Genomic DNA, 17,108 nt, shown 5'->3' with positions numbered 1-17,108 from the left:
CATGAAGCAAAATTTAAAAGTTAATGCAATTTGGTTGGCTATCTTATTGGCTGGTTTTGGACTTATTCAAGGTCTTGTATCAGCAGGGATTCTGAATTTTTACTACATCCAGATTGTTCAGCAAATCGGAATTCAGATAATCTTGGCAGTTGGTTTAAACTTGATTGTTGGTTTCTCAGGTCAATTTTCACTTGGTCATGCTGGTTTTATGGCTATTGGTGCTTATGCAGTAGGTATTCTTGGGAAAATGATGCCATCTTATGGTGGTTTTGCTATTGCCTTGCTTGTTGGTATGTTAATCTCAGGTGCAGTAGCCCTCTTAGTAGGTCTTCCAACATTGCGTTTGAAAGGTGACTACCTTGCAATTGCGACCCTTGGTGTTGCAGAGATTATTCGTATTTTAATTATCAATGGTGGTAGTGTAACGAATGGTGCAGCAGGTATTATGTCTATTCCACTCTTTACAAGCTGGCCTTTAGTTTATATTTTTGTAATCATCACAACCTTGGTGACAGTTAACTTCCTACGTAGTCCAATGGGACGTGCTACAATTTCTGTTCGTGAGGATGAAATTGCGGCAGAATCTGTAGGTGTCAATCCGACTTTCATGAAAGTTTCAGCTTTCGTATTTGGTGCTATGACAGCGGCCATTGCAGGTGGTCTCCATGCAGGATACGTTGGGACAATTGTTCCGAAAGACTTTGCCTTTATGACTTCCGTTAACGTTTTGATTATCATTGTATTGGGTGGTTTGGGCTCTATCACAGGTACCTTTGTAGCAGCCATTGTACTTGGTATTTTGAACGTATTCCTCAAGAGTTATTCTGATATTTCAATGATTATCTATTCATTAGCTCTTATTCTCTTGATGATTTTCCGTCCTGGAGGTCTTTTGGGAACTAAGGAATTCAGCGTAGCGGCTCTACTCAAGAAGAAGGAGGTTAAGTAATGGCATTACTTGAAGTAAAAGATTTAACCAAGAACTTCGGTGGCCTGACTGCCGTTGGTGACGTGACCATGGAACTTCATGAAGGGGAATTGGTTGGTCTTATCGGTCCAAACGGTGCTGGTAAAACGACTCTTTTCAACCTCTTAACAGGTGTTTATGAGCCAAGCGAGGGGACAATTTCTCTTGCAGGGACTATTTTGAACGGTAAAGCACCATCAAAAATTGCTTCGCTTGGTCTTGGTCGTACTTTCCAGAACATTCGTTTGTTCAAAAATATGACCGTTTTGGAAAATGTCTTGATTGGTCTTGGCAACCATGGTAAATCAGAAGTATTTGCAAGTTTCTTCCGTCTTCCAGCATTCTATAAGAATGAAGAAGCGTTGAAAACAAAAGCGATTGAACTTTTGAAAATCTTCGATTTGAATGGAGATGCAGATACATTAGCTAAAAATCTTCCTTACGGCCAACAACGACGTTTGGAAATCGTTCGTGCCCTTGCGACTGAACCAAAAATTCTTTTCTTGGATGAGCCAGCGGCTGGTATGAACCCACAAGAAACGGCAGAATTGACCCAACTCATCCGTAAAATCAAAGAAGAATTTGGCATTACTATCATCTTGATCGAACACGATATGAGCTTGGTTATGGAAGTAACGGAGCGGATATACGTATTGGAGTACGGTCGTTTGATTGCCCATGGTACACCAGAAGAAATTCGTAATAATAAGCGTGTAATTGAAGCCTACCTTGGAGGTGAAGCTTAATGGCAATGTTAGAAGTAAAAAATCTTTCCGTTAACTACGGTGTTATCGAAGCTGTTAAAGATGTTAGCTTTGAGGTTAATGAAGGTGAAGTTGTAACCCTTATCGGTGCTAATGGTGCTGGTAAAACCTCTATCCTTCGTACTATTTCAGGACTTGTCCGTCCATCAGCTGGAACCATTTCCTTCCTTGGAAATGAGATTCAAAAAGTTCCTGCTCGTAAAATCGTTGCGGACGGTTTGGCGCAAGTTCCAGAAGGTCGACATGTCTTTGCAGGCTTGACTGTTATGGAAAACTTGGAAATGGGTGCCTTCCTTCGTAACAATCGTGAAGAAAACCAAGCAAACTTGAAAAAGATCTTTGCGCGCTTCCCACGTTTGGAGGAGCGTAAGAACCAAGATGCCGCTACCCTTTCAGGTGGTGAGCAACAGATGTTGGCCATGGGACGTGCCCTAATGAGTCAACCAAAGCTCTTGCTCCTTGATGAACCATCAATGGGCTTGGCTCCGATCTTTATCCAAGAAATTTTTGATATCATCCAAGATATTCAAAAACAAGGAACAACTGTCCTCTTGATTGAGCAAAATGCCAACAAAGCCCTTGCTATCGCAGATCGTGGCTACGTCCTAGAAACAGGAAAAGTCGTCCTCTCAGGAACAGGAAAAGAACTCCTCGCCTCAGAAGAAGTCAAAAAAGCATATCTGGGTGGCTAAAAAGGTCCGAGGGACCTTTTTAGGTTGGAAATGAGAACCGCTGGTAAGCGGTTTTCTTTATAAATGGGTTACCCCACGTTTTAAGTTGGAGATGAGAAACGCCGGCAGGCGTTTTTCTTTATATCAAGGTCCGGGGGACCTTTTTAGGTTGGAAATGGGAGCGGGAAAGAACTCGACTGGTCAAAAAAAGAGTTCGTCAACAAGTCTTTATTTCTAGTTGTTGAGCTGAAACAGTCACTACTCTGACTGTTTTACTCCCACCCCCGCATAGCTCCAACAGTCAGAGTAGTGACTGTTGGAGGTTGGAAATGAAGCGAACTCTGTTCGCATCAGTCGTAATGGTCAGATTTGGAGTGTAAAACACGAACTGCTGAGATTTGCTTCGCAAATCTTATCTCCAACCTTTAACAGTCCACTGGACTGTTAAACCCAATCAACCACTGCGCTGAGATGTTGACACGAACCCTGAGAAGCGAGGTTGGTCTTTTTGCCCAGCCTCTTTATAAGTGGGTTACCCCACGTTTTAAGTTGGAGATGAGAAACGCTGGCAGGCGTTTTTCTTTATATCAAGGTCCGGGGTACCTTTTTAGGTGGAAATGGGGAGTGTTCTCTCATGTTATTGCTATCTATGCAGTGGTCTTCAAATATAGTATAATGAATGTATATTTGGAGGTTTGTATGATTAAAGTTGAAGAGATTTTATCGACTCTATCACCGAATCAAAAGGTTAACTATGATAAAGTGTTTCAAAAAATGGCAAGCACGTGGCAGGAAGCTGGGCTTCGACCGAACATTCTCATGCATGTCTGTTGTGCCCCATGCTCGACCTATACATTGGAGTACTTGACTCAATATGCAGATGTAACCATCTATTTTGCGAATTCCAATATTCATCCAAAGGCGGAGTACCAGCGGCGGGCAGCCGTGACGGCCCAGTTTGTCAAAGAATTTAATCAGAAAACTGGACAGTCGGTAGGCTACCTAGAAGCTGACTATAGCCCTCAGGAATTTTTCAAAAAAACTCAGCATCTTGCCAATGAGCCAGAGGGGGGAGATCGGTGTAAGGTTTGCTATGATTATCGGTTGGATAAGACTGCGGAGAAGGCAGTTGAGCTTGGTTTTGACTATTTTGGTTCGGCTTTGACAATCAGTCCACATAAGAATTCGCAGACCATCAATGCTGTTGGGATTGAGGTGCAGAAATTATACGATACCCAGTATCTTCCGAGTGACTTTAAGAAAAATGGAGGCTATCAGCGTTCAGTTCAAATGTGTGAAGAGTATGACATTTATCGCCAGTGCTATTGTGGCTGTGTCTATGGAGCCAATGCCCAAGGTGTCAATCTCGTACAGGTAAAAAAAGAAGCCTTGGAATTTTTAAAAACGCACAGAGATTATTCCCACATTCCTTTCAAGGTATTGGATAAGAATTGATTTTCATTTCTTTTCATTAAATATTGAAATCGTTTTCGGATTTGTGGTATAATCCCAAGTTTATCACTTAAAAAAGCATAAAGAACAGCTAACCCCTTGTCTATCAAGGGATTTCACTGTTCTTTTCTCTTATTTTTTTGTTGTGTATGGACGTTTCCCATACTTCTTAAGCGTTTCAAATTTGACAATTCCATTGGTCCAATCAAACCCCAAAAGCTTATTTAACTCCTGCATATCGGAATTCTCTTGAAGCCTATAGTAATCATCCCTCAATCTTGTGGCCTTTGCACTATTTAGAGCAGAAGTAATCCGTTCTGGACTCATTTTCCAGTCGATCTGATGTTGGAGTAAGCGTAAGTGAACCAAGGCAATAAAGCATGTTAAAAAGTGTGCTTGAATATGTTCTTCTGTCCAAACATAGACTGGACGACTTTCTAACTCCATCTTAGTTACACGGAAGCAATCCTCAATTTTAGACAGTTCCTTGTAGGAAGCAAGCATAGCCTCATCGCTCATCTCAGTCTCACTGGTCACAAGGACATGAACTCCATCAAATTGAGCATCAAATTCGACCTGTTCTTGGTCAATTCGGATAAGTGGCGAAAATGGTTTAACCTCTCCGGTTTCCTTATCCAAATAGCTCAATTCAAGATATTTCTTTCCGCCCTTCTTACTCGTTTGTCGAAACAATTCCGCATCAGTTAGCTTATTGGCATAGTCAAGAGCCCCTTCACGTCGAATCCGTTCTCTATCTTCATATTTCTTTGACCAGGTCATTAGTACTTTTTCTCTAACGGTTGGAGAATCCTTCTTGGTCCCAAGTTTTCTCTCTCGAATGTAAGACTTTTTAGCGAAAGTGATCTCTTGATTAAACTGCCAACCAGATTCTTCCAATATTTTTTCTTGAATATCCTTCGGAGCACCACGTTTCCCACGGTGCTTTTGTGAGAAGATCCAGCCATCTCCTTGCTTCTCCATAGCTGAAACATTATTTTGACTATTCATTGCCTTATCTGCCACAACTACAATTCGTTCAATCCCAAATTGTTTCTTTACTTCTTCAACAGCAGGAAGATAAGTCACAGGGTCTGTCTGATTGCCTCTGAATAATTTATAGCTGATTGGAATACCGTTGGTATCCATAAACAATCCCAGTTGCACTATAGGCTTAGGTCTGTGTTCCTTACTCGGTCCCCTCCTACGCAAGCCCTCTTTGAGAATTGTTCCGCTCTCTGATACCTCTTCACTATCAGGGATATCTGTTTCAAAGTAATAGTTAGTAACATCATAGAAAACCAGACGAGCTTCACGCTTTGTCAGTCGACTTACTTCCTTGTGCAGATGTAGTTGAAGGTCCTCTTTTAGTGAGTTCAAGAGATCCAAAGAACGGTAGATAGCATTGCGACTAACTGACCAATCTCCAAACAAATCACCCTGAGAAGCATATGTCGCAAGTTTACTATTCGGATGTAAGATACGCTGAAAGACAAGTAGCTTTAGCACTTGAACCAAGTCGTAGTCAGCCTTATGAGGTCGGGATTTTAAAAAATGAGATAACTCCAATTCCTCAAACAAACCATCTAGTACCATCCAACCATAAGACTTATCTGGTTCATACATAGGAGCAAGCAAATCATAGTCAACTGTTAGAGTTTTCTTATCTGTTAAAATCCCTTGCTTAGCTTCTTGTTTTAATCGGTCAAGAATAGCGGGATCGTCTTTTTCAAGTTCGTCCAATAAGCCATATTTTTTTAGGATCCGTTGTTTGACCTTGCCATCTTTACGATATCCCTCGACTAGGTAGACATGGGTCCGACCTTCTTTGTTCGTTGTTGTTTTGATAAATGCCATAGTTACATTATAACATACATAACCATATACAACAAGAATAATGATAAAAATTATTCAAAAAATTCAACTATATCAAGCACTTATGGCATTTTTTTGAAAAAATAAGTGAGAAAGTCGGGAGGTATTGGATAAGAATTGATTTTCATTTCTTTTCATTAAATATTGAAATCGTTTTCGGATTTGTGGTATAATAAAGTATGATTTACCAAAGGAGGAAGTCCTATGTCAGTTAAAGATTTTATGACCCGTAAAGTTGTTTACATTTCACCAGATACAACCATTGCACACGCTGCAGATATTATGCGTGAACAGGATTTGCACCGTCTACCTGTTATTGAAAATGATAAGTTGGTTGGTTTGGTCACTGAGGGAACGATCGCAGAAGCTAGTCCATCGAAGGCAACTAGCCTATCTATTTACGAGATGAACTACCTTTTGAATAAGACTAAGGTCAAGGATGTGATGATTAAGAACGTCATTACCGTTTCTGGCTATGCCAGTCTAGAAGATGCAGTCTATCTCATGTACAAAAACAAGGTCGGTATCTTACCAGTCGTGGATAATGGTCAACTCTATGGAGTTATTACTGATCGTGATATTTTTGCAGCTTTTCTTCATGTCTCAGGTTATGGAGAAGAAGGAGTACGCGCTCGGTTCCTTGTTGAAAATAAGGCAGGGGAGTTAGAAAAAATTATTCGATTGGTGGCAGATAAGGATTATAATATTGTATCTACTGTGCAACTTGCTACCAAGTCTGGAAAAGTTGTCATCGAAGTGCAGATTGACGGAAAAGTTGATGTTGAAGAAGTTCGAACTCTTTTCGAGGGTGCAGGTATCCAAGTGGATAGCTTGGTTCCGACTGTTGCTAAAAACATTTAAAAACCGAGATTTCTCGGTTGTTTTCTTTAGCTATCATTCTAGTATTTTAGGGGAATGGGAGTGGGAAAGAACTCAACCATTCATAGAAGAGTTCGTCAACAAGTCTTTATTTCTAGTTGTTGAGCTGAAACAGTCTATTCCCAGACTGTTTCACTCCCACCCCCGCATAGTTCCAACTGTCTGGGGGACAGTTGGAAGTTGGAAATAGAGCGAACAAAGTTCGCTACAAAACTGTCTGGGGGACAGTTGGAAGTTGGAAATAGAGCGAACAAAGTTCGCTACAAAACTGTCTGGGAGACAGTTTGAGGTTGGAGATAAGGCGAACTCTGTTCGCATCAGTCGTAGTGGTTAGATTTGGAGTGTAAAACACGAATTGCTGAGATTTGCTTCGCAAATCCTATCTCCAACCTTTAACAGTCCACTGGACTGTTAAACCCAATCAACCACTGCGCTGAGATGTTGACACTAACTTTGAGAAGCGGTGCTGGGCTTTTTGCCCAGCCTCGTATGAGGAGGCTCTATGGGGTACAAATATAAAAAGTATAAGAAATATGGTAAAAATAATTCAGGACTTGTGGCCCTCCTTGTTTTATTGGCAATCGGTTTTGTCATGAGTTTCTGGTATATCTTATTGCCCATTGGGCTCTTAATTGGCTATTTTTACAAGAGAGAGGCTATCCAGCGTTTTTTGAATGGAGATTCTATAAAACGCTTGCAGGCATTAACGCTATCTATTCGTTCGGGCTATGAAAAGCATCAAGAGCTCTTGGTGGAAAAGAGTGAGGATAAGGTTGTGTTACAGTTGCGAAACAGACTGTTAGGACAATTATTTGAATTAGATCAGCTCTATCAAAAAGTTGGAAAATATCTGAATGGATATGAAAGTAAAGAAGTTGTAGATACCTTGCAACTAAAATATCATTTAAAACTGCCAGAAGCTAAAACAGAAAAAAATACTGACACACAGTTTTCTACTGGTGGTAATGCTGTGATGGATGAACAAGGCATGATAGCGGATATAGCTCCTGAAATTCTAGAAACCTATTGTAATATTCAAAGAGACAATCTTGTTATTCTTGAAAAGCTGGAAAAGGCGACAGATAAGCGGGAAGAATTGACAGCTATCCATGAGGCCAATATGAATCGGTTTAACGATATTTTACAGGGGTATTTGAAAATCAAAAAATCACCGAAAGATTATTTTAACGCAGAAGAACGACTGGTGCAGGCAAAATCAGCCATGGAAATGTTTGATAAGGATTTGGACGATACCATTAAACAATTTAACGAAGCAGGTATGCAGGATTTTGAAATCAGCCTGCGCATGATGAAGAAGAAAGAGGGATAAAATGTCAGGATTTAATTTCGATATTGATCAGATTGCCAACAATAGTTTGTCAACCAAGGACAAGACCACAGAGATCATTCAAGCAACACCAGCTGGGGATACTACCAAGGTATCTTTCTTGGCACAGTTGAAACCAGAACAACAGACAGGTATTCGTGCTAAGGCACCGCAATTGGTAGATAATTTCTTGGCCAACCAGAATGCTCTCTTGGACTTTGGTAAGGAAGCCGTAGAAGAAGTCAATGCGACGGTCAACCACATTCTGTCTGAACAGAAAAAGATAGAAATTCCACAGGTGGATGAGCTGTTGGCCAATACTAACCGTGAATTGAATGGCTTTGTGGCTAAGTATAAGGACATTTCAACAACTGCCGAGTTAGAGAAGAAACCAGGCTTTTTCCAACGTCTCTTCAAGCAGACCAAGAATGATTTGCAGGAATTTTACTTCGATTCGCAGACCATTGAAAAGAAAATGGACAGCATGGCAGCCAGTGTGGTCAAGCAGGAAGAGGTGTTGGCGCGCAATATTGTTTCTGCAGAGCTTTTGATTGAAAATAATACCAAGTCTATCGAGAATTTGGTGGGGGTCATCGCCTTTATTGAAGCGACTGGTCAAGAGGCTGCCCAGCGAGCAAAAGCAGAGCAAGAACGCTTGGCAGGTCTGCAACCAACTACGGTAGATTATCAAGTAGCTTCTGAGAAGTTAGCACGTGTAACAGAGGTTGCTAATATCCTCGAACAACAACATTCTGAGTATATGAGTCGCTTGTATGTCGCGTGGACAACGACACCGCAGATGCGTAATCTGGTCAAGGTTTCTTCGGATATGAAACAGCGCCTTGGGATGTTACGTCGCAATACTATTCCAACAATGAAATTGTCCATTGCACAGTTGGGCATCTTACAACAATCTATCAAGTCTAGCCAGACGGCAGATGCGATTGTCAATGCTAATAATGCTGCCCTTCAAATGCTTGCGGATACATCAAAAGAAGCCATCCCGATGATGGAACGCACAGCTCAGAATCCGACCCTTTCAGTAGCATCTGTTACCAAATTGGCAGAAAGTTTGGTTGCCCAAAATAATGGCATTATTGCAGCTATAGATGAAGGGCGTCAGAAACGTCGGGAGTTGGAAGCAGCTATTGTACGGTCAGCAGAGACTATCAACGATTCTGTTAAGCTACGTGACCAAAAAATCATTGCTGCTTTGCTGGAGCAAGGCAAAGAAGCACAGTCTGAGGCAGAGCAAGCACTTGAAACCAATCAATAATATAAAACCTGCAGTTCAGCGAAACTGCAGGTTTGTTTAATGGCGTTCTATTGGTTTTTTATCTCGATCTAAAGTAAATCCCTCACCGAGCACTTCATGTGCGTCTGTAATGGTGATAAATGCGTGGGGGTCAATGCGGTGAATAAGCTCCTTCATCTCTTGGAGTTGGCTCTTATATATGACCGAGTAAATCATGTTGACATCGGCTTTGCTGTAGAAACCTTGTGCCTTGATAAAGGTGACACCACGCTCGATTTCACAATCAATAGCCTGAGCCAATTGGTCAGATTTTTGAGAAACAATCATAACACCCTTGCTACCATATCCGCCCTCTGTAACAAAATCAATCATTCTAGAAGCAATTGTCAGCATCATTAAGGTATAGAGTACGGTACGAAGGTCTTTAAAAACAATAACAATCAGAGTTAGGATGAGGATGTCAACTGCAAGAATGATTTGTCCAATGGAGTAAGGTAGGAATTTATGACCTATACGAGCAATAATATCGCTTCCCCCAGTCGTTCCGCCAGCACGGAAGATGGTTCCTAATCCTAGTCCCATAAGAATCCCACCCAGGATACTAACGAGTATCAAATCTTGTTGTAGATTGATTGAAAAATGGATTTTTTCAAAAATGGCCAACCAAAAGGTAACACTAAAGGTTCCTAAGATACTGAGATAGAGAGTTTTCTTTCCGAGTATTTTCCACCCGAGGATGAACAATGGAATATTAATTACAATGTTCATTATCCAAGGTTGAATATGAAAAAGGTAGTAAATAATCAGCGTCAATCCAGTTGCGCCACCCTCGAATAGACGATTGGGCATGATTAAATAATTTAGCCCAAAGGCAAATAGCCCTGCACCAAGCAAAATAAGTAAAATATTTTTCAAACGAACCATAAGCACCTCCGAATATGTGTATATATCAATTTTAAAAGATTTTCTCCATAAAAACAAGTCAATTTTCAAGTGATTTTTTGACTAATTTTTGGTAAAATGGAATGAATATCTAAGAACCAGTCTTCACAAGTGAAGTGCTGGACTGTGCATACTGGTACTAAGAGCGAGGGAAAGATGAGAAACGGTTTTTTTATTACATTTGAAGGTCCAGATGGGGCAGGGAAAACAACGGTATTGCAACAGTTATTGCCAGCCTTGCAGGAATTGGGGCCAGAAGTAGTCACAACTAGAGAGCCAGGTGGGGTGGCTATTGCAGAAGAAATTCGCAATATAATTCTCAATCCTGCAAATACAGCGATGGATGATAAGACGGAGCTGTTATTGTTCATTGCAGCACGACGTCAGCATTTGAAAGAGAAGATTCTTCCACCCTTGGCACAGGGGAAATTGCTCTTGATTGATCGTTTTATCGATTCCTCTATTGCCTATCAAGGATTTGGACGGGGTTTGGATATAGACGACATTCATTGGCTTAACCAGTTTGCAACAGATGGTTTAAAGCCAGATTTAACCCTCTATTTTGATATTGATACAGAAGAGGGGCTGGCTCGAATTGCCCGCAATGCTGACCGTGATGTGGATCGCTTGGATATGGAAAAAGCAGATATGCATAGACGGGTGCGTCAAGGCTATCTTAGTATTTTAGAGCAGGAACCAGAGCGGTTTGTAAAGATTGATGCCAGCCAGCCACTAGAGGCTGTTGTTGCAGATGCTCTGGCGGTCATTAGGAAACGGTTTGCAGAAAGAACATGAAGATTGAAGAACTTAGAAACTTACAACCCAATGTATTTCAACGTTTTGTGACAATTTTAGAGCAGAGACGTTTGGCGCATGCCTATCTATTTTCAGGTGACTTTGCTAGTTTTGATATGGCAATTTTTCTCAGTCAATCGTTATTTTGTCAGGAGAAAGAAGGCGCCCTTCCTTGTCAGAAGTGTCGGTCTTGTCGCCTAATTGAAGCAAATGAGTTTTCAGATTTTACTGTTATTGCACCGCAGGGAAATGTTATCAAAACAGATACGATACGTGAATTAGTTAAGAATTTTTCACAATCTGGATTTGAATCCAATAAGCAGGTTTTCATTATTCGTGATGCTGAGAAAATGCATGCTAACGCAGCCAACTCTTTGCTAAAAGTGATTGAAGAACCTCAGTCAGCCATTCACATCTTCTTATTGACCAATCAGGAAGAAGCTGTCCTTCCTACTATCAAGAGTCGGACACAGATTATAGGTTTTCCTAAAAATATTCCGGCCATGGAGCGAATGTTAGAAGAGGAGGGCTTGTTAAAAACACAAGCGAATCTTTTAGCTCAACTGGTTTCAAGTCAAGAAGAAGCGAAAAAGTTAGCAGAAAATAAAAACTTTTTAGATTTGATGGGACAGGCAAAGAAATTTACAGACTTGCTCTTGGTGGAGCCTACACGTGCTTATTTGCAAGTTGGAATCCTAGTGTCTTTAGCTGTGGAAAAAGCTGAGCAGGGACGTTTATTTGACCTTCTGAGTCTGATATTATCTGAGAAAATGATGGAATCGGCAAACGTACGTGAAAAAATGGATGCTGTTCTTAAGGCTAAGAAGATGTGGCAGGCAAACGTAAGTCTACAAAATAGTCTAGAGTATATAACTCTGTAAAATAAAAGAAAGGGAGATAATGGATAAAAAAGAAATTTTTGATGCCCTAGATGATTTTTCGCAGAATCTTCTAACCACGTTGGCAGAAGTGGATGCTATCAAAAAGCATTTACAGGGAGTTATTGATGAAAATACGACCCTCCGTTTGGAAAATTCCAAGTTGCGCGAACGTTTGGAAAAAGATGATAAGACAGGCCATAAATCTTCCAACTTTGGTAAGGAGAATTTGGAGAATATTTACGAAGATGGTTTCCATATTTGTACCTTCTCTTATGGTCAACGTAGGGATAATGATGAACCTTGTATGTTCTGTGTAGAATTATTGAATCGAGATTAGGATGAAAGTACAAAAATCATTTAAGGGACAGACGAGTTTTGGGACTTTATACCTGGTGCCAACGCCTATTGGAAACTTACAGGATATGACATTCCGAGCTGTTCAGATTTTGAAAGAGGTGGATATAATTGCAGCGGAAGATACGAGAAATACAGGCCTCCTACTCAAACATTTTGAAGTAGAAACCAAGCAAATATCCTTTCATGAACACAATGCCCATGAAAAAATTCCAGTTTTGATTGATTGGCTCAAATCTGGTCAGTCCATTGCGCAAGTTTCTGATGCAGGCTTGCCTTCCATTTCGGATCCTGGTCATGATCTGGTAGGGGCAGCGATTGCGGAAGATATTCCTGTTGTAGCACTTCCAGGAGCATCGGCGGGAATTACAGCCTTGATTGCATCTGGTTTGGCACCCCAGCCACATATTTTTTATGGATTTTTACCGAGAAAAGCGGGGCAGCAAAAAGAATTTTTCCAAGAAAAAAAGACCTATCCTGAGACGCAAATTTTCTATGAATCTCCATATCGTGTGGCAGATACCTTAGAAAATATGTTGACAGTTTATGGTGATCGTCAGGTAACGGTTGTTCGAGAATTGACCAAGTTATACGAAGAATACCAGAGAGGAAGCATTTCAGAAATAGTAGCCTATTTAGAAGATCATGCTCTCAAGGGGGAATGTCTGATTATTGTGGCAGGTGCTTCTGAAGAAGACTTGGTTGAGTCAGTGAAAGAAGTGGACCTGATTGCCCAAGTAGAAGAGCGAATTGCAGCAGGCCTCAAGCCTAATCAGGCTATCAAAGAAGTGGCCAAACGCTACCAACTCAAAAAACAAGAAGTATACGATATATATCATGGACTAGGCTAATGCTTGGTCTTTTTGGTTTTTAGGTATTTTCCGTACCTTTTCTGAGAACTCAGCATATTTTATGGAATTGTCTGAATATTTGTGATATAATGAACAGACTAACTTAATGGAGGGATTTTATGACAATCTACAACTTCTCTGCAGGTCCTGCAGTATTGCCAAAACCAGTGCTTGAACGTGCTCAAGCTGAATTCTTGGACTACAATGGTTCGGGAATGAGTGTTTTGGAGATGTCCCATCGCTCCAAGGACTTCGATGATATTATTAAAGGTGCTGAAGCGACGCTTCGTGAATTGATGGCTATTCCTGATAACTACAAGGTGTTGTTCTTACAAGGTGGAGCATCTTTGGAATTTACCATGATTCCTCTCAACTTTGCCCAAGGTAAAAAAGCCTACTATCTTGTCGGTGGCTCATGGGGTAAAAAAGCCTATACTGAGGCTGTGAAGCTGTCTAAAACAATTGACTTTGAACCAATCTTGCTTGGCTCTACAGAAGATATCACCTATGCAGAATTGCCAACCTTCGATAAAAATGATATCGATCCAAACGCTGCCTATGTACATTTGACAACCAACAATACCATTGAAGGTACAGCTGTTTACGATATTCCAGATACCAACGGTGTTCCAGTTATTGGTGATATGTCTTCAAACATCTTGGCGGCTCGCTACAATGTGGAAGACTTTGCCATGATTTATGCAGGTGCTCAGAAGAACATTGGTCCAGCTGGAGTAACAGTTGTCATTGTGCGTGAGGATTTCCTCAACGACCAACCAATGCTTTCAAGCATGTTGGATTACCGCATTCAAGCAGAAAATGACTCTCTTTATAATACACCGCCAGCTTACTCTATCTACATTTCTAAACTTGTCTTTGAATGGGTCAAGGAAATCGGTGGTGTGGACGAAATGGAAAAAATCAACCGTGAAAAATCTGGTTTGCTTTACGATTACATTGACGCGTCAGCTTTTTACAGCAACCCTGTTCGTAAAAAAGAAGAGCGTTCAGTAGCGAACATTCCTTTTGTCTCACCAAGTGAAGAATTAGATGCCAAATTTGTCAAAGAAGCAACAGCAGCTGGTTTTAAAAACATCAAAGGTCACCGTTCAGTAGGTGGGATGCGGGCATCCCTCTACAATGCCTTCCCATGTCAAGGTGTGGTTGAATTGATTGAATTCATGAAAAAATTTGCAGCGGAGAATGCTTAATGGAAATTAGATTAGCACATCCCAATGAGCTGGAGGCTATTGTCAATATTCTTGAAGATGCTCGTGCATTTCTAGCAACCTCCGGTATCAATCAATGGCAGGGAGAGTATCCTAATAAAGAGGATATCTTTGATGACATTCTTTCTGGCAGAGGTTACGTTGGTCTAGTTGACGGTAAGGTGGCAGCTTATGCCGCCGTTCATCGTGGTCAAGAAGCAGAATATGAGGCCATATATGAAGGAAAATGGCAGCACAATCATCCTGTATATACAACATTTCATAGAATTGCAGCAGCTGACGAATTTCGTGGTCAAGGAATCATACAAACTTTTTTGCAAGGTTTAATTGAAGGTCAAAAAGGACCGGATTTCCGCTGTGATACCCACGAGCAGAATAAGACAATGCAGCACATTCTAAAAAAATTAGGCTATGTCTATTGTGGTAAAGTCCCAATAGATGGAGAACGTCTAGCCTATCAAAAAATCAAGCACAAGAGCGAGCGGAGTCTTTACCAGGAAATCAGTGAAGACGACCGTTGGTTACTCGGAAATAATTAAAAATATGAAAGAAAGTTAGGCGGAGGCTCTTCCGCCTTTTTGGGTAAGAATAATGGTATTTAGCGTACGTACTTTTAACAATATTAACCAGGTTGGTTTGAAGGAATTGGGCAATAAATTCCAGATTGATGGGGACCATGCGGCCAATCCAGATGCCTTTATCATCCGTTCTGAAAACTTGCATGGCTTTGATTTTCCCGAAAATCTGAAAGCCATTGCACGTGCGGGTGCAGGGACAAACAATATTCCTATTGATGAAGCGACTGAGAAAGGGATTGTGGTTTTTAATACCCCAGGTGCCAATGCCAACGCCGTAAAAGAAGCTGTGCTTGCTTCTATTCTCTTGTCTGCCCGTGACTATATCGGAGCGACGGCATGGGCAAATACATTGTCAGGAGATGATGTACCTAAGCAGGTTGAAGCAGGTAAGAAGCAGTTTGCTGGGACAGAGATTTCAGGCAAAACTTTGGGCGTTATCGGGTTGGGTGCTATCGGTGCGCGTATTGCCAACGATGCTCGTCGTCTGGGGATGAATGTGCTTGGTTACGATCCATATGTGTCGATTGAAACAGCATGGAGCATTTCCAGCCATGTCAAACGTGTGGATGATTTGAAAGAAATCTTTAACAACGCTGACTATATCACAGTCCATGTTCCTTTGACAGACAAGACCCGTGATTTGTTCAATGCAGACAGTTTTGGCCAAATGAAGAAAGGAACGACTTTGATTAACTTCGCCCGTGGTGAGTTGGTCAATAACGCTGACCTGTTTGAAGCTATCGAAGCAGGAGTTATCAAGAACTACATCACTGACTTTGGAACAGAAGAAGTGCTCAACAAAGACAACATTATCGTCTTCCCGCACGTTGGTGGGTCAACAGAAGAAGCGGAGCTTAACTGTGCCATTGCGGCTGGTCAGACCATTCGTCGTTTTATGGAGACGGGTGAAATTATCAACTCAGTTAACTTCCCAAATGTCAAACAATTCCTAGATGCACCGTATCGGATTACTCTCATCAACAAAAATATTCCAAACATGGTGGCAAAAATCACCACAGCCGTGTCTGAATTGGGCATCAACATTGACAACATTATCAACAAGTCAAAAGGTGACTATGCTTATACCTTGTTAGACTTGGATGAAGCAGATAAGGAAAAGATTGATCAGTTAGTTGCTAACTTTGAAGCGACTGATGCAATTGTCAAAGTGCGTGTCATTCAGAATAAAAACTAATCATGCTGTATAAACAAATCTATCAAAGTCCACTTGGGCCTATGTCCTTGGTTACAAGTGATAAAGGCTTGCGAGGAGCTTGGTTTGAGGACCAAAAGTATTTTGAACGAGGACTAACTGAAGAACCAGTTCTAGGCTCGCACCCTATTTTAGACCAGACCAGTCTCTTGCTGGATGCTTATTTTTCAGGTGAGGAGGTGGATTTTACTGCCCTTCAACTTGATGCTATTGGGACTGAATTTCAGGAAAAAGTCTGGGCTTTATTGAAAGAAATCCCTCATGGTCAGACGACTAGCTATGGGCAACTTGCCCAGCAACTGGGCCTTTGTTCTGGTCAGGCAGTAGGAGGAGCAGTTGGGCGAAATCCCTATTCTGTCATCGTTCCCTGTCATCGTGTTCTCAATCAAAAAGGGCAGTTGACAGGCTATGCTGGAGGACTGGATAAAAAAATCTGGCTCTTGCAACACGAAAATCCATACTTTGAGGTGAAGATATGATTTTATTTTATGAATATCCCAAGTGTTCGACCTGTCGAGCAGCAAAAGCAGAGCTGAAGAGTTTGGGCTTGGAATTTGAAGCTATTGATATCAAGTCAACTCCTCCTAGTGCTGACCAGCTCAAATCCTGGATGGAGGCAACAGGTTTAGACTTGAAAAAATATTTCAATACTTCAGGAAACAGTTACCGTCAACTTGGTCTGAAGGATAAATTTGATAGTTTGACGGTGGATCAAGCATTAGACTTATTAGCTAATGATGGCATGTTGATCAAACGTCCTCTCTTGATTCAAGATGGGAAAATCTTACAGATTGGCTATCGCACAAAATATGAAAATCTCGGCTTATAAGGTCGGGATTTTTTTATTGACTATAAAAGTCTATAAAGGCAATAGTTATACTCAATGAAAATCAAAATCAAACTAGGCGACGAAGATGAAGATAGAACTGAAGTTCATCAAATCAAGTCAACAACGTTTGAGTTTGATTTTCGAAGAGTATTACCAATCATGAAACGAGTATAAATAAACATAATAAACATATATGAAAACTATATATATTTGTATGATTGAAACCAAGAAAATTTCAAAAATTTTTTC

The 17,108-nt window shown here is 40.9% G+C and carries 20 protein-coding genes and 1 pseudogene; 17 read left to right on the top strand and 4 right to left on the bottom strand.

Annotated features, from left to right (window positions below; translation table 11 throughout):
• The first annotated feature begins 1 nt into the window (after position 1).
• From CWM22_08645 to CWM22_08635, 3 genes are read left to right on the top strand one after another with little or no spacing between them, the layout of a single operon-like run.
• The gene (locus CWM22_08645) at positions 2 to 949 is read left to right on the top strand and encodes a branched-chain amino acid ABC transporter permease (protein AUC91956.1); all 948 of its coding nucleotides are present in this window, start codon (positions 2 to 4) and stop codon (positions 947 to 949) included.
• The gene (locus CWM22_08640) at positions 949 to 1,713 is read left to right on the top strand and encodes an ABC transporter ATP-binding protein (GenBank protein ID AUC91955.1); all 765 of its coding nucleotides are present in this window, start codon (positions 949 to 951) and stop codon (positions 1,711 to 1,713) included. Before CWM22_08645 ends, CWM22_08640 begins: the two co-directional genes overlap by 1 nt.
• On the top strand, positions 1,713 to 2,423 hold the full coding sequence (locus CWM22_08635; protein AUC91954.1) for an ABC transporter ATP-binding protein: 711 nt from the start codon (positions 1,713 to 1,715) through the stop codon (positions 2,421 to 2,423). Before CWM22_08640 ends, CWM22_08635 begins: the two co-directional genes overlap by 1 nt.
• Positions 2,424 to 2,703: 280 nt before the next feature.
• On the opposite strand, the gene CWM22_08630 is transcribed toward CWM22_08635, so the two are convergent.
• Complete coding sequence (locus CWM22_08630; GenBank protein AUC91953.1) at positions 2,704 to 2,811, bottom strand: hypothetical protein; 108 nt, start codon at positions 2,809 to 2,811, stop codon at positions 2,704 to 2,706.
• Between the two features lie 290 nt (positions 2,812 to 3,101).
• Here CWM22_08630 and CWM22_08625 point away from each other — a divergent pair, with 290 nt between their 5' ends.
• Positions 3,102 to 3,857 carry a DNA integration/recombination/inversion protein gene (locus CWM22_08625; GenBank protein AUC91952.1) on the top strand — a complete coding sequence of 252 codons (756 nt, stop codon included), beginning with the start codon at positions 3,102 to 3,104 and terminating at the stop codon, positions 3,855 to 3,857.
• A 129-nt stretch (positions 3,858 to 3,986) separates the two neighbouring features.
• Here the strand turns inward: CWM22_08625 and CWM22_08620 are convergent, their stop codons facing one another.
• Entirely contained in the window at positions 3,987 to 5,708 is a 1,722-nt protein-coding gene (locus CWM22_08620) for an IS1634 family transposase (protein ID AUC91951.1), read from the bottom strand.
• Between the two features lie 222 nt (positions 5,709 to 5,930).
• On the opposite strand from CWM22_08620, the gene CWM22_08615 reads away from it, so the two are divergent.
• The gene (locus CWM22_08615; protein AUC91950.1) at positions 5,931 to 6,587 is read left to right on the top strand and encodes a CBS domain-containing protein; all 657 of its coding nucleotides are present in this window, start codon (positions 5,931 to 5,933) and stop codon (positions 6,585 to 6,587) included.
• A 295-nt stretch (positions 6,588 to 6,882) separates the two neighbouring features.
• Here CWM22_08615 and CWM22_08610 read toward each other — a convergent pair.
• Positions 6,883 to 6,981: pseudogene (locus tag CWM22_08610) on the bottom strand (hypothetical protein).
• Positions 6,982 to 7,107: 126 nt separating this feature from the next.
• Between CWM22_08610 and CWM22_08605 the strand changes: the two are divergent.
• Positions 7,108 to 7,935: a hypothetical protein gene (locus CWM22_08605; GenBank protein AUC91949.1), complete on the top strand. Its 828-nt coding sequence runs from the start codon at positions 7,108 to 7,110 to the stop codon at positions 7,933 to 7,935.
• A gap of 1 nt (position 7,936) precedes the next feature.
• Positions 7,937 to 9,208: a toxic anion resistance protein gene (locus CWM22_08600; GenBank protein AUC91948.1), complete on the top strand. Its 1,272-nt coding sequence runs from the start codon at positions 7,937 to 7,939 to the stop codon at positions 9,206 to 9,208.
• A gap of 36 nt (positions 9,209 to 9,244) precedes the next feature.
• Here the strand turns inward: CWM22_08600 and CWM22_08595 are convergent, their stop codons facing one another.
• Positions 9,245 to 10,111, bottom strand: a complete 867-nt coding sequence (locus CWM22_08595; protein ID AUC91947.1) for a YitT family protein — start codon at positions 10,109 to 10,111, stop codon at positions 9,245 to 9,247.
• A 174-nt stretch (positions 10,112 to 10,285) separates the two neighbouring features.
• On the opposite strand from CWM22_08595, the gene CWM22_08590 reads away from it, so the two are divergent.
• From CWM22_08590 to CWM22_08545, 10 genes are all read left to right on the top strand, one after another.
• On the top strand, positions 10,286 to 10,924 hold the full coding sequence (locus tag CWM22_08590; protein ID AUC91946.1) for a dTMP kinase: 639 nt from the start codon (positions 10,286 to 10,288) through the stop codon (positions 10,922 to 10,924).
• Positions 10,921 to 11,805: a DNA polymerase III subunit delta' gene (locus CWM22_08585; protein AUC91945.1), complete on the top strand. Its 885-nt coding sequence runs from the start codon at positions 10,921 to 10,923 to the stop codon at positions 11,803 to 11,805. Before CWM22_08590 ends, CWM22_08585 begins: the two co-directional genes overlap by 4 nt.
• Before the next feature lie 19 nt (positions 11,806 to 11,824).
• Entirely contained in the window at positions 11,825 to 12,142 is a 318-nt protein-coding gene (locus tag CWM22_08580; protein ID AUC91944.1) for a DNA replication initiation control protein YabA, read from the top strand.
• Between the two features lies 1 nt (position 12,143).
• Positions 12,144 to 13,010: a 16S rRNA (cytidine(1402)-2'-O)-methyltransferase gene (rsmI, locus tag CWM22_08575; GenBank protein AUC91943.1), complete on the top strand. Its 867-nt coding sequence runs from the start codon at positions 12,144 to 12,146 to the stop codon at positions 13,008 to 13,010.
• 119 nt (positions 13,011 to 13,129) lie between these two features.
• Positions 13,130 to 14,221, top strand: a complete 1,092-nt coding sequence (locus tag CWM22_08570) for a 3-phosphoserine/phosphohydroxythreonine aminotransferase (GenBank protein AUC91942.1) — start codon at positions 13,130 to 13,132, stop codon at positions 14,219 to 14,221.
• Positions 14,221 to 14,778, top strand: coding sequence for a GNAT family N-acetyltransferase (locus CWM22_08565; GenBank protein AUC91941.1), 558 nt, complete (start codon positions 14,221 to 14,223; stop codon positions 14,776 to 14,778). Before CWM22_08570 ends, CWM22_08565 begins: the two co-directional genes overlap by 1 nt.
• A 52-nt stretch (positions 14,779 to 14,830) precedes the next feature.
• On the top strand, positions 14,831 to 16,012 hold the full coding sequence (locus CWM22_08560; GenBank protein AUC91940.1) for a phosphoglycerate dehydrogenase: 1,182 nt from the start codon (positions 14,831 to 14,833) through the stop codon (positions 16,010 to 16,012).
• Positions 16,013 to 16,014: 2 nt separating this feature from the next.
• Positions 16,015 to 16,509, top strand: coding sequence for a cysteine methyltransferase (locus CWM22_08555; GenBank protein AUC91939.1), 495 nt, complete (start codon positions 16,015 to 16,017; stop codon positions 16,507 to 16,509).
• Positions 16,506 to 16,859: an arsenate reductase family protein gene (locus CWM22_08550; GenBank protein ID AUC91938.1), complete on the top strand. Its 354-nt coding sequence runs from the start codon at positions 16,506 to 16,508 to the stop codon at positions 16,857 to 16,859. Before CWM22_08555 ends, CWM22_08550 begins: the two co-directional genes overlap by 4 nt.
• A gap of 54 nt (positions 16,860 to 16,913) precedes the next feature.
• A complete protein-coding gene (locus CWM22_08545) occupies positions 16,914 to 17,033 on the top strand; it encodes a hypothetical protein (GenBank protein AUC91937.1) in 120 nt (39 codons plus the stop codon).
• Positions 17,034 to 17,108 lie beyond the last annotated feature (75 nt).

The organism is Streptococcus suis (assembly GCA_002831545.1).
Classification (GTDB): Bacteria; Bacillota; Bacilli; order Lactobacillales; family Streptococcaceae; genus Streptococcus; species Streptococcus suis_P.
Note: the sequence above shows the minus strand (reverse complement) of the source record. Positions and strands in the feature narration are given on the sequence as shown.

What these genes read in the sequence shown, in the direction of transcription:
- CWM22_08645 (AUC91956.1), top strand. Translation starts at nt 2, where the DNA reads ATGAAGCAAAATTTAAAAGTTAATGCAATTTGGTTGGCTATCTTATTG.
- CWM22_08640 (AUC91955.1), top strand. Translation starts at nt 949, where the DNA reads ATGGCATTACTTGAAGTAAAAGATTTAACCAAGAACTTCGGTGGCCTG.
- CWM22_08635 (AUC91954.1), top strand. Translation starts at nt 1,713, where the DNA reads ATGGCAATGTTAGAAGTAAAAAATCTTTCCGTTAACTACGGTGTTATC.
- CWM22_08625 (AUC91952.1), top strand. Translation starts at nt 3,102, where the DNA reads ATGATTAAAGTTGAAGAGATTTTATCGACTCTATCACCGAATCAAAAG.
- CWM22_08620 (AUC91951.1), bottom strand. Translation starts at nt 5,708, where the DNA reads ATGGCATTTATCAAAACAACAACGAACAAAGAAGGTCGGACCCATGTC.
- CWM22_08615 (AUC91950.1), top strand. Translation starts at nt 5,931, where the DNA reads ATGTCAGTTAAAGATTTTATGACCCGTAAAGTTGTTTACATTTCACCA.
- CWM22_08605 (AUC91949.1), top strand. Translation starts at nt 7,108, where the DNA reads ATGGGGTACAAATATAAAAAGTATAAGAAATATGGTAAAAATAATTCA.
- CWM22_08600 (AUC91948.1), top strand. Translation starts at nt 7,937, where the DNA reads ATGTCAGGATTTAATTTCGATATTGATCAGATTGCCAACAATAGTTTG.
- CWM22_08595 (AUC91947.1), bottom strand. Translation starts at nt 10,111, where the DNA reads ATGGTTCGTTTGAAAAATATTTTACTTATTTTGCTTGGTGCAGGGCTA.
- CWM22_08590 (AUC91946.1), top strand. Translation starts at nt 10,286, where the DNA reads ATGAGAAACGGTTTTTTTATTACATTTGAAGGTCCAGATGGGGCAGGG.
- CWM22_08585 (AUC91945.1), top strand. Translation starts at nt 10,921, where the DNA reads ATGAAGATTGAAGAACTTAGAAACTTACAACCCAATGTATTTCAACGT.
- CWM22_08580 (AUC91944.1), top strand. Translation starts at nt 11,825, where the DNA reads ATGGATAAAAAAGAAATTTTTGATGCCCTAGATGATTTTTCGCAGAAT.
- rsmI (AUC91943.1), top strand. Translation starts at nt 12,144, where the DNA reads ATGAAAGTACAAAAATCATTTAAGGGACAGACGAGTTTTGGGACTTTA.
- CWM22_08570 (AUC91942.1), top strand. Translation starts at nt 13,130, where the DNA reads ATGACAATCTACAACTTCTCTGCAGGTCCTGCAGTATTGCCAAAACCA.
- CWM22_08565 (AUC91941.1), top strand. Translation starts at nt 14,221, where the DNA reads ATGGAAATTAGATTAGCACATCCCAATGAGCTGGAGGCTATTGTCAAT.
- CWM22_08560 (AUC91940.1), top strand. Translation starts at nt 14,831, where the DNA reads ATGGTATTTAGCGTACGTACTTTTAACAATATTAACCAGGTTGGTTTG.
- CWM22_08555 (AUC91939.1), top strand. Translation starts at nt 16,015, where the DNA reads ATGCTGTATAAACAAATCTATCAAAGTCCACTTGGGCCTATGTCCTTG.
- CWM22_08550 (AUC91938.1), top strand. Translation starts at nt 16,506, where the DNA reads ATGATTTTATTTTATGAATATCCCAAGTGTTCGACCTGTCGAGCAGCA.
- CWM22_08545 (AUC91937.1), top strand. Translation starts at nt 16,914, where the DNA reads ATGAAAATCAAAATCAAACTAGGCGACGAAGATGAAGATAGAACTGAA.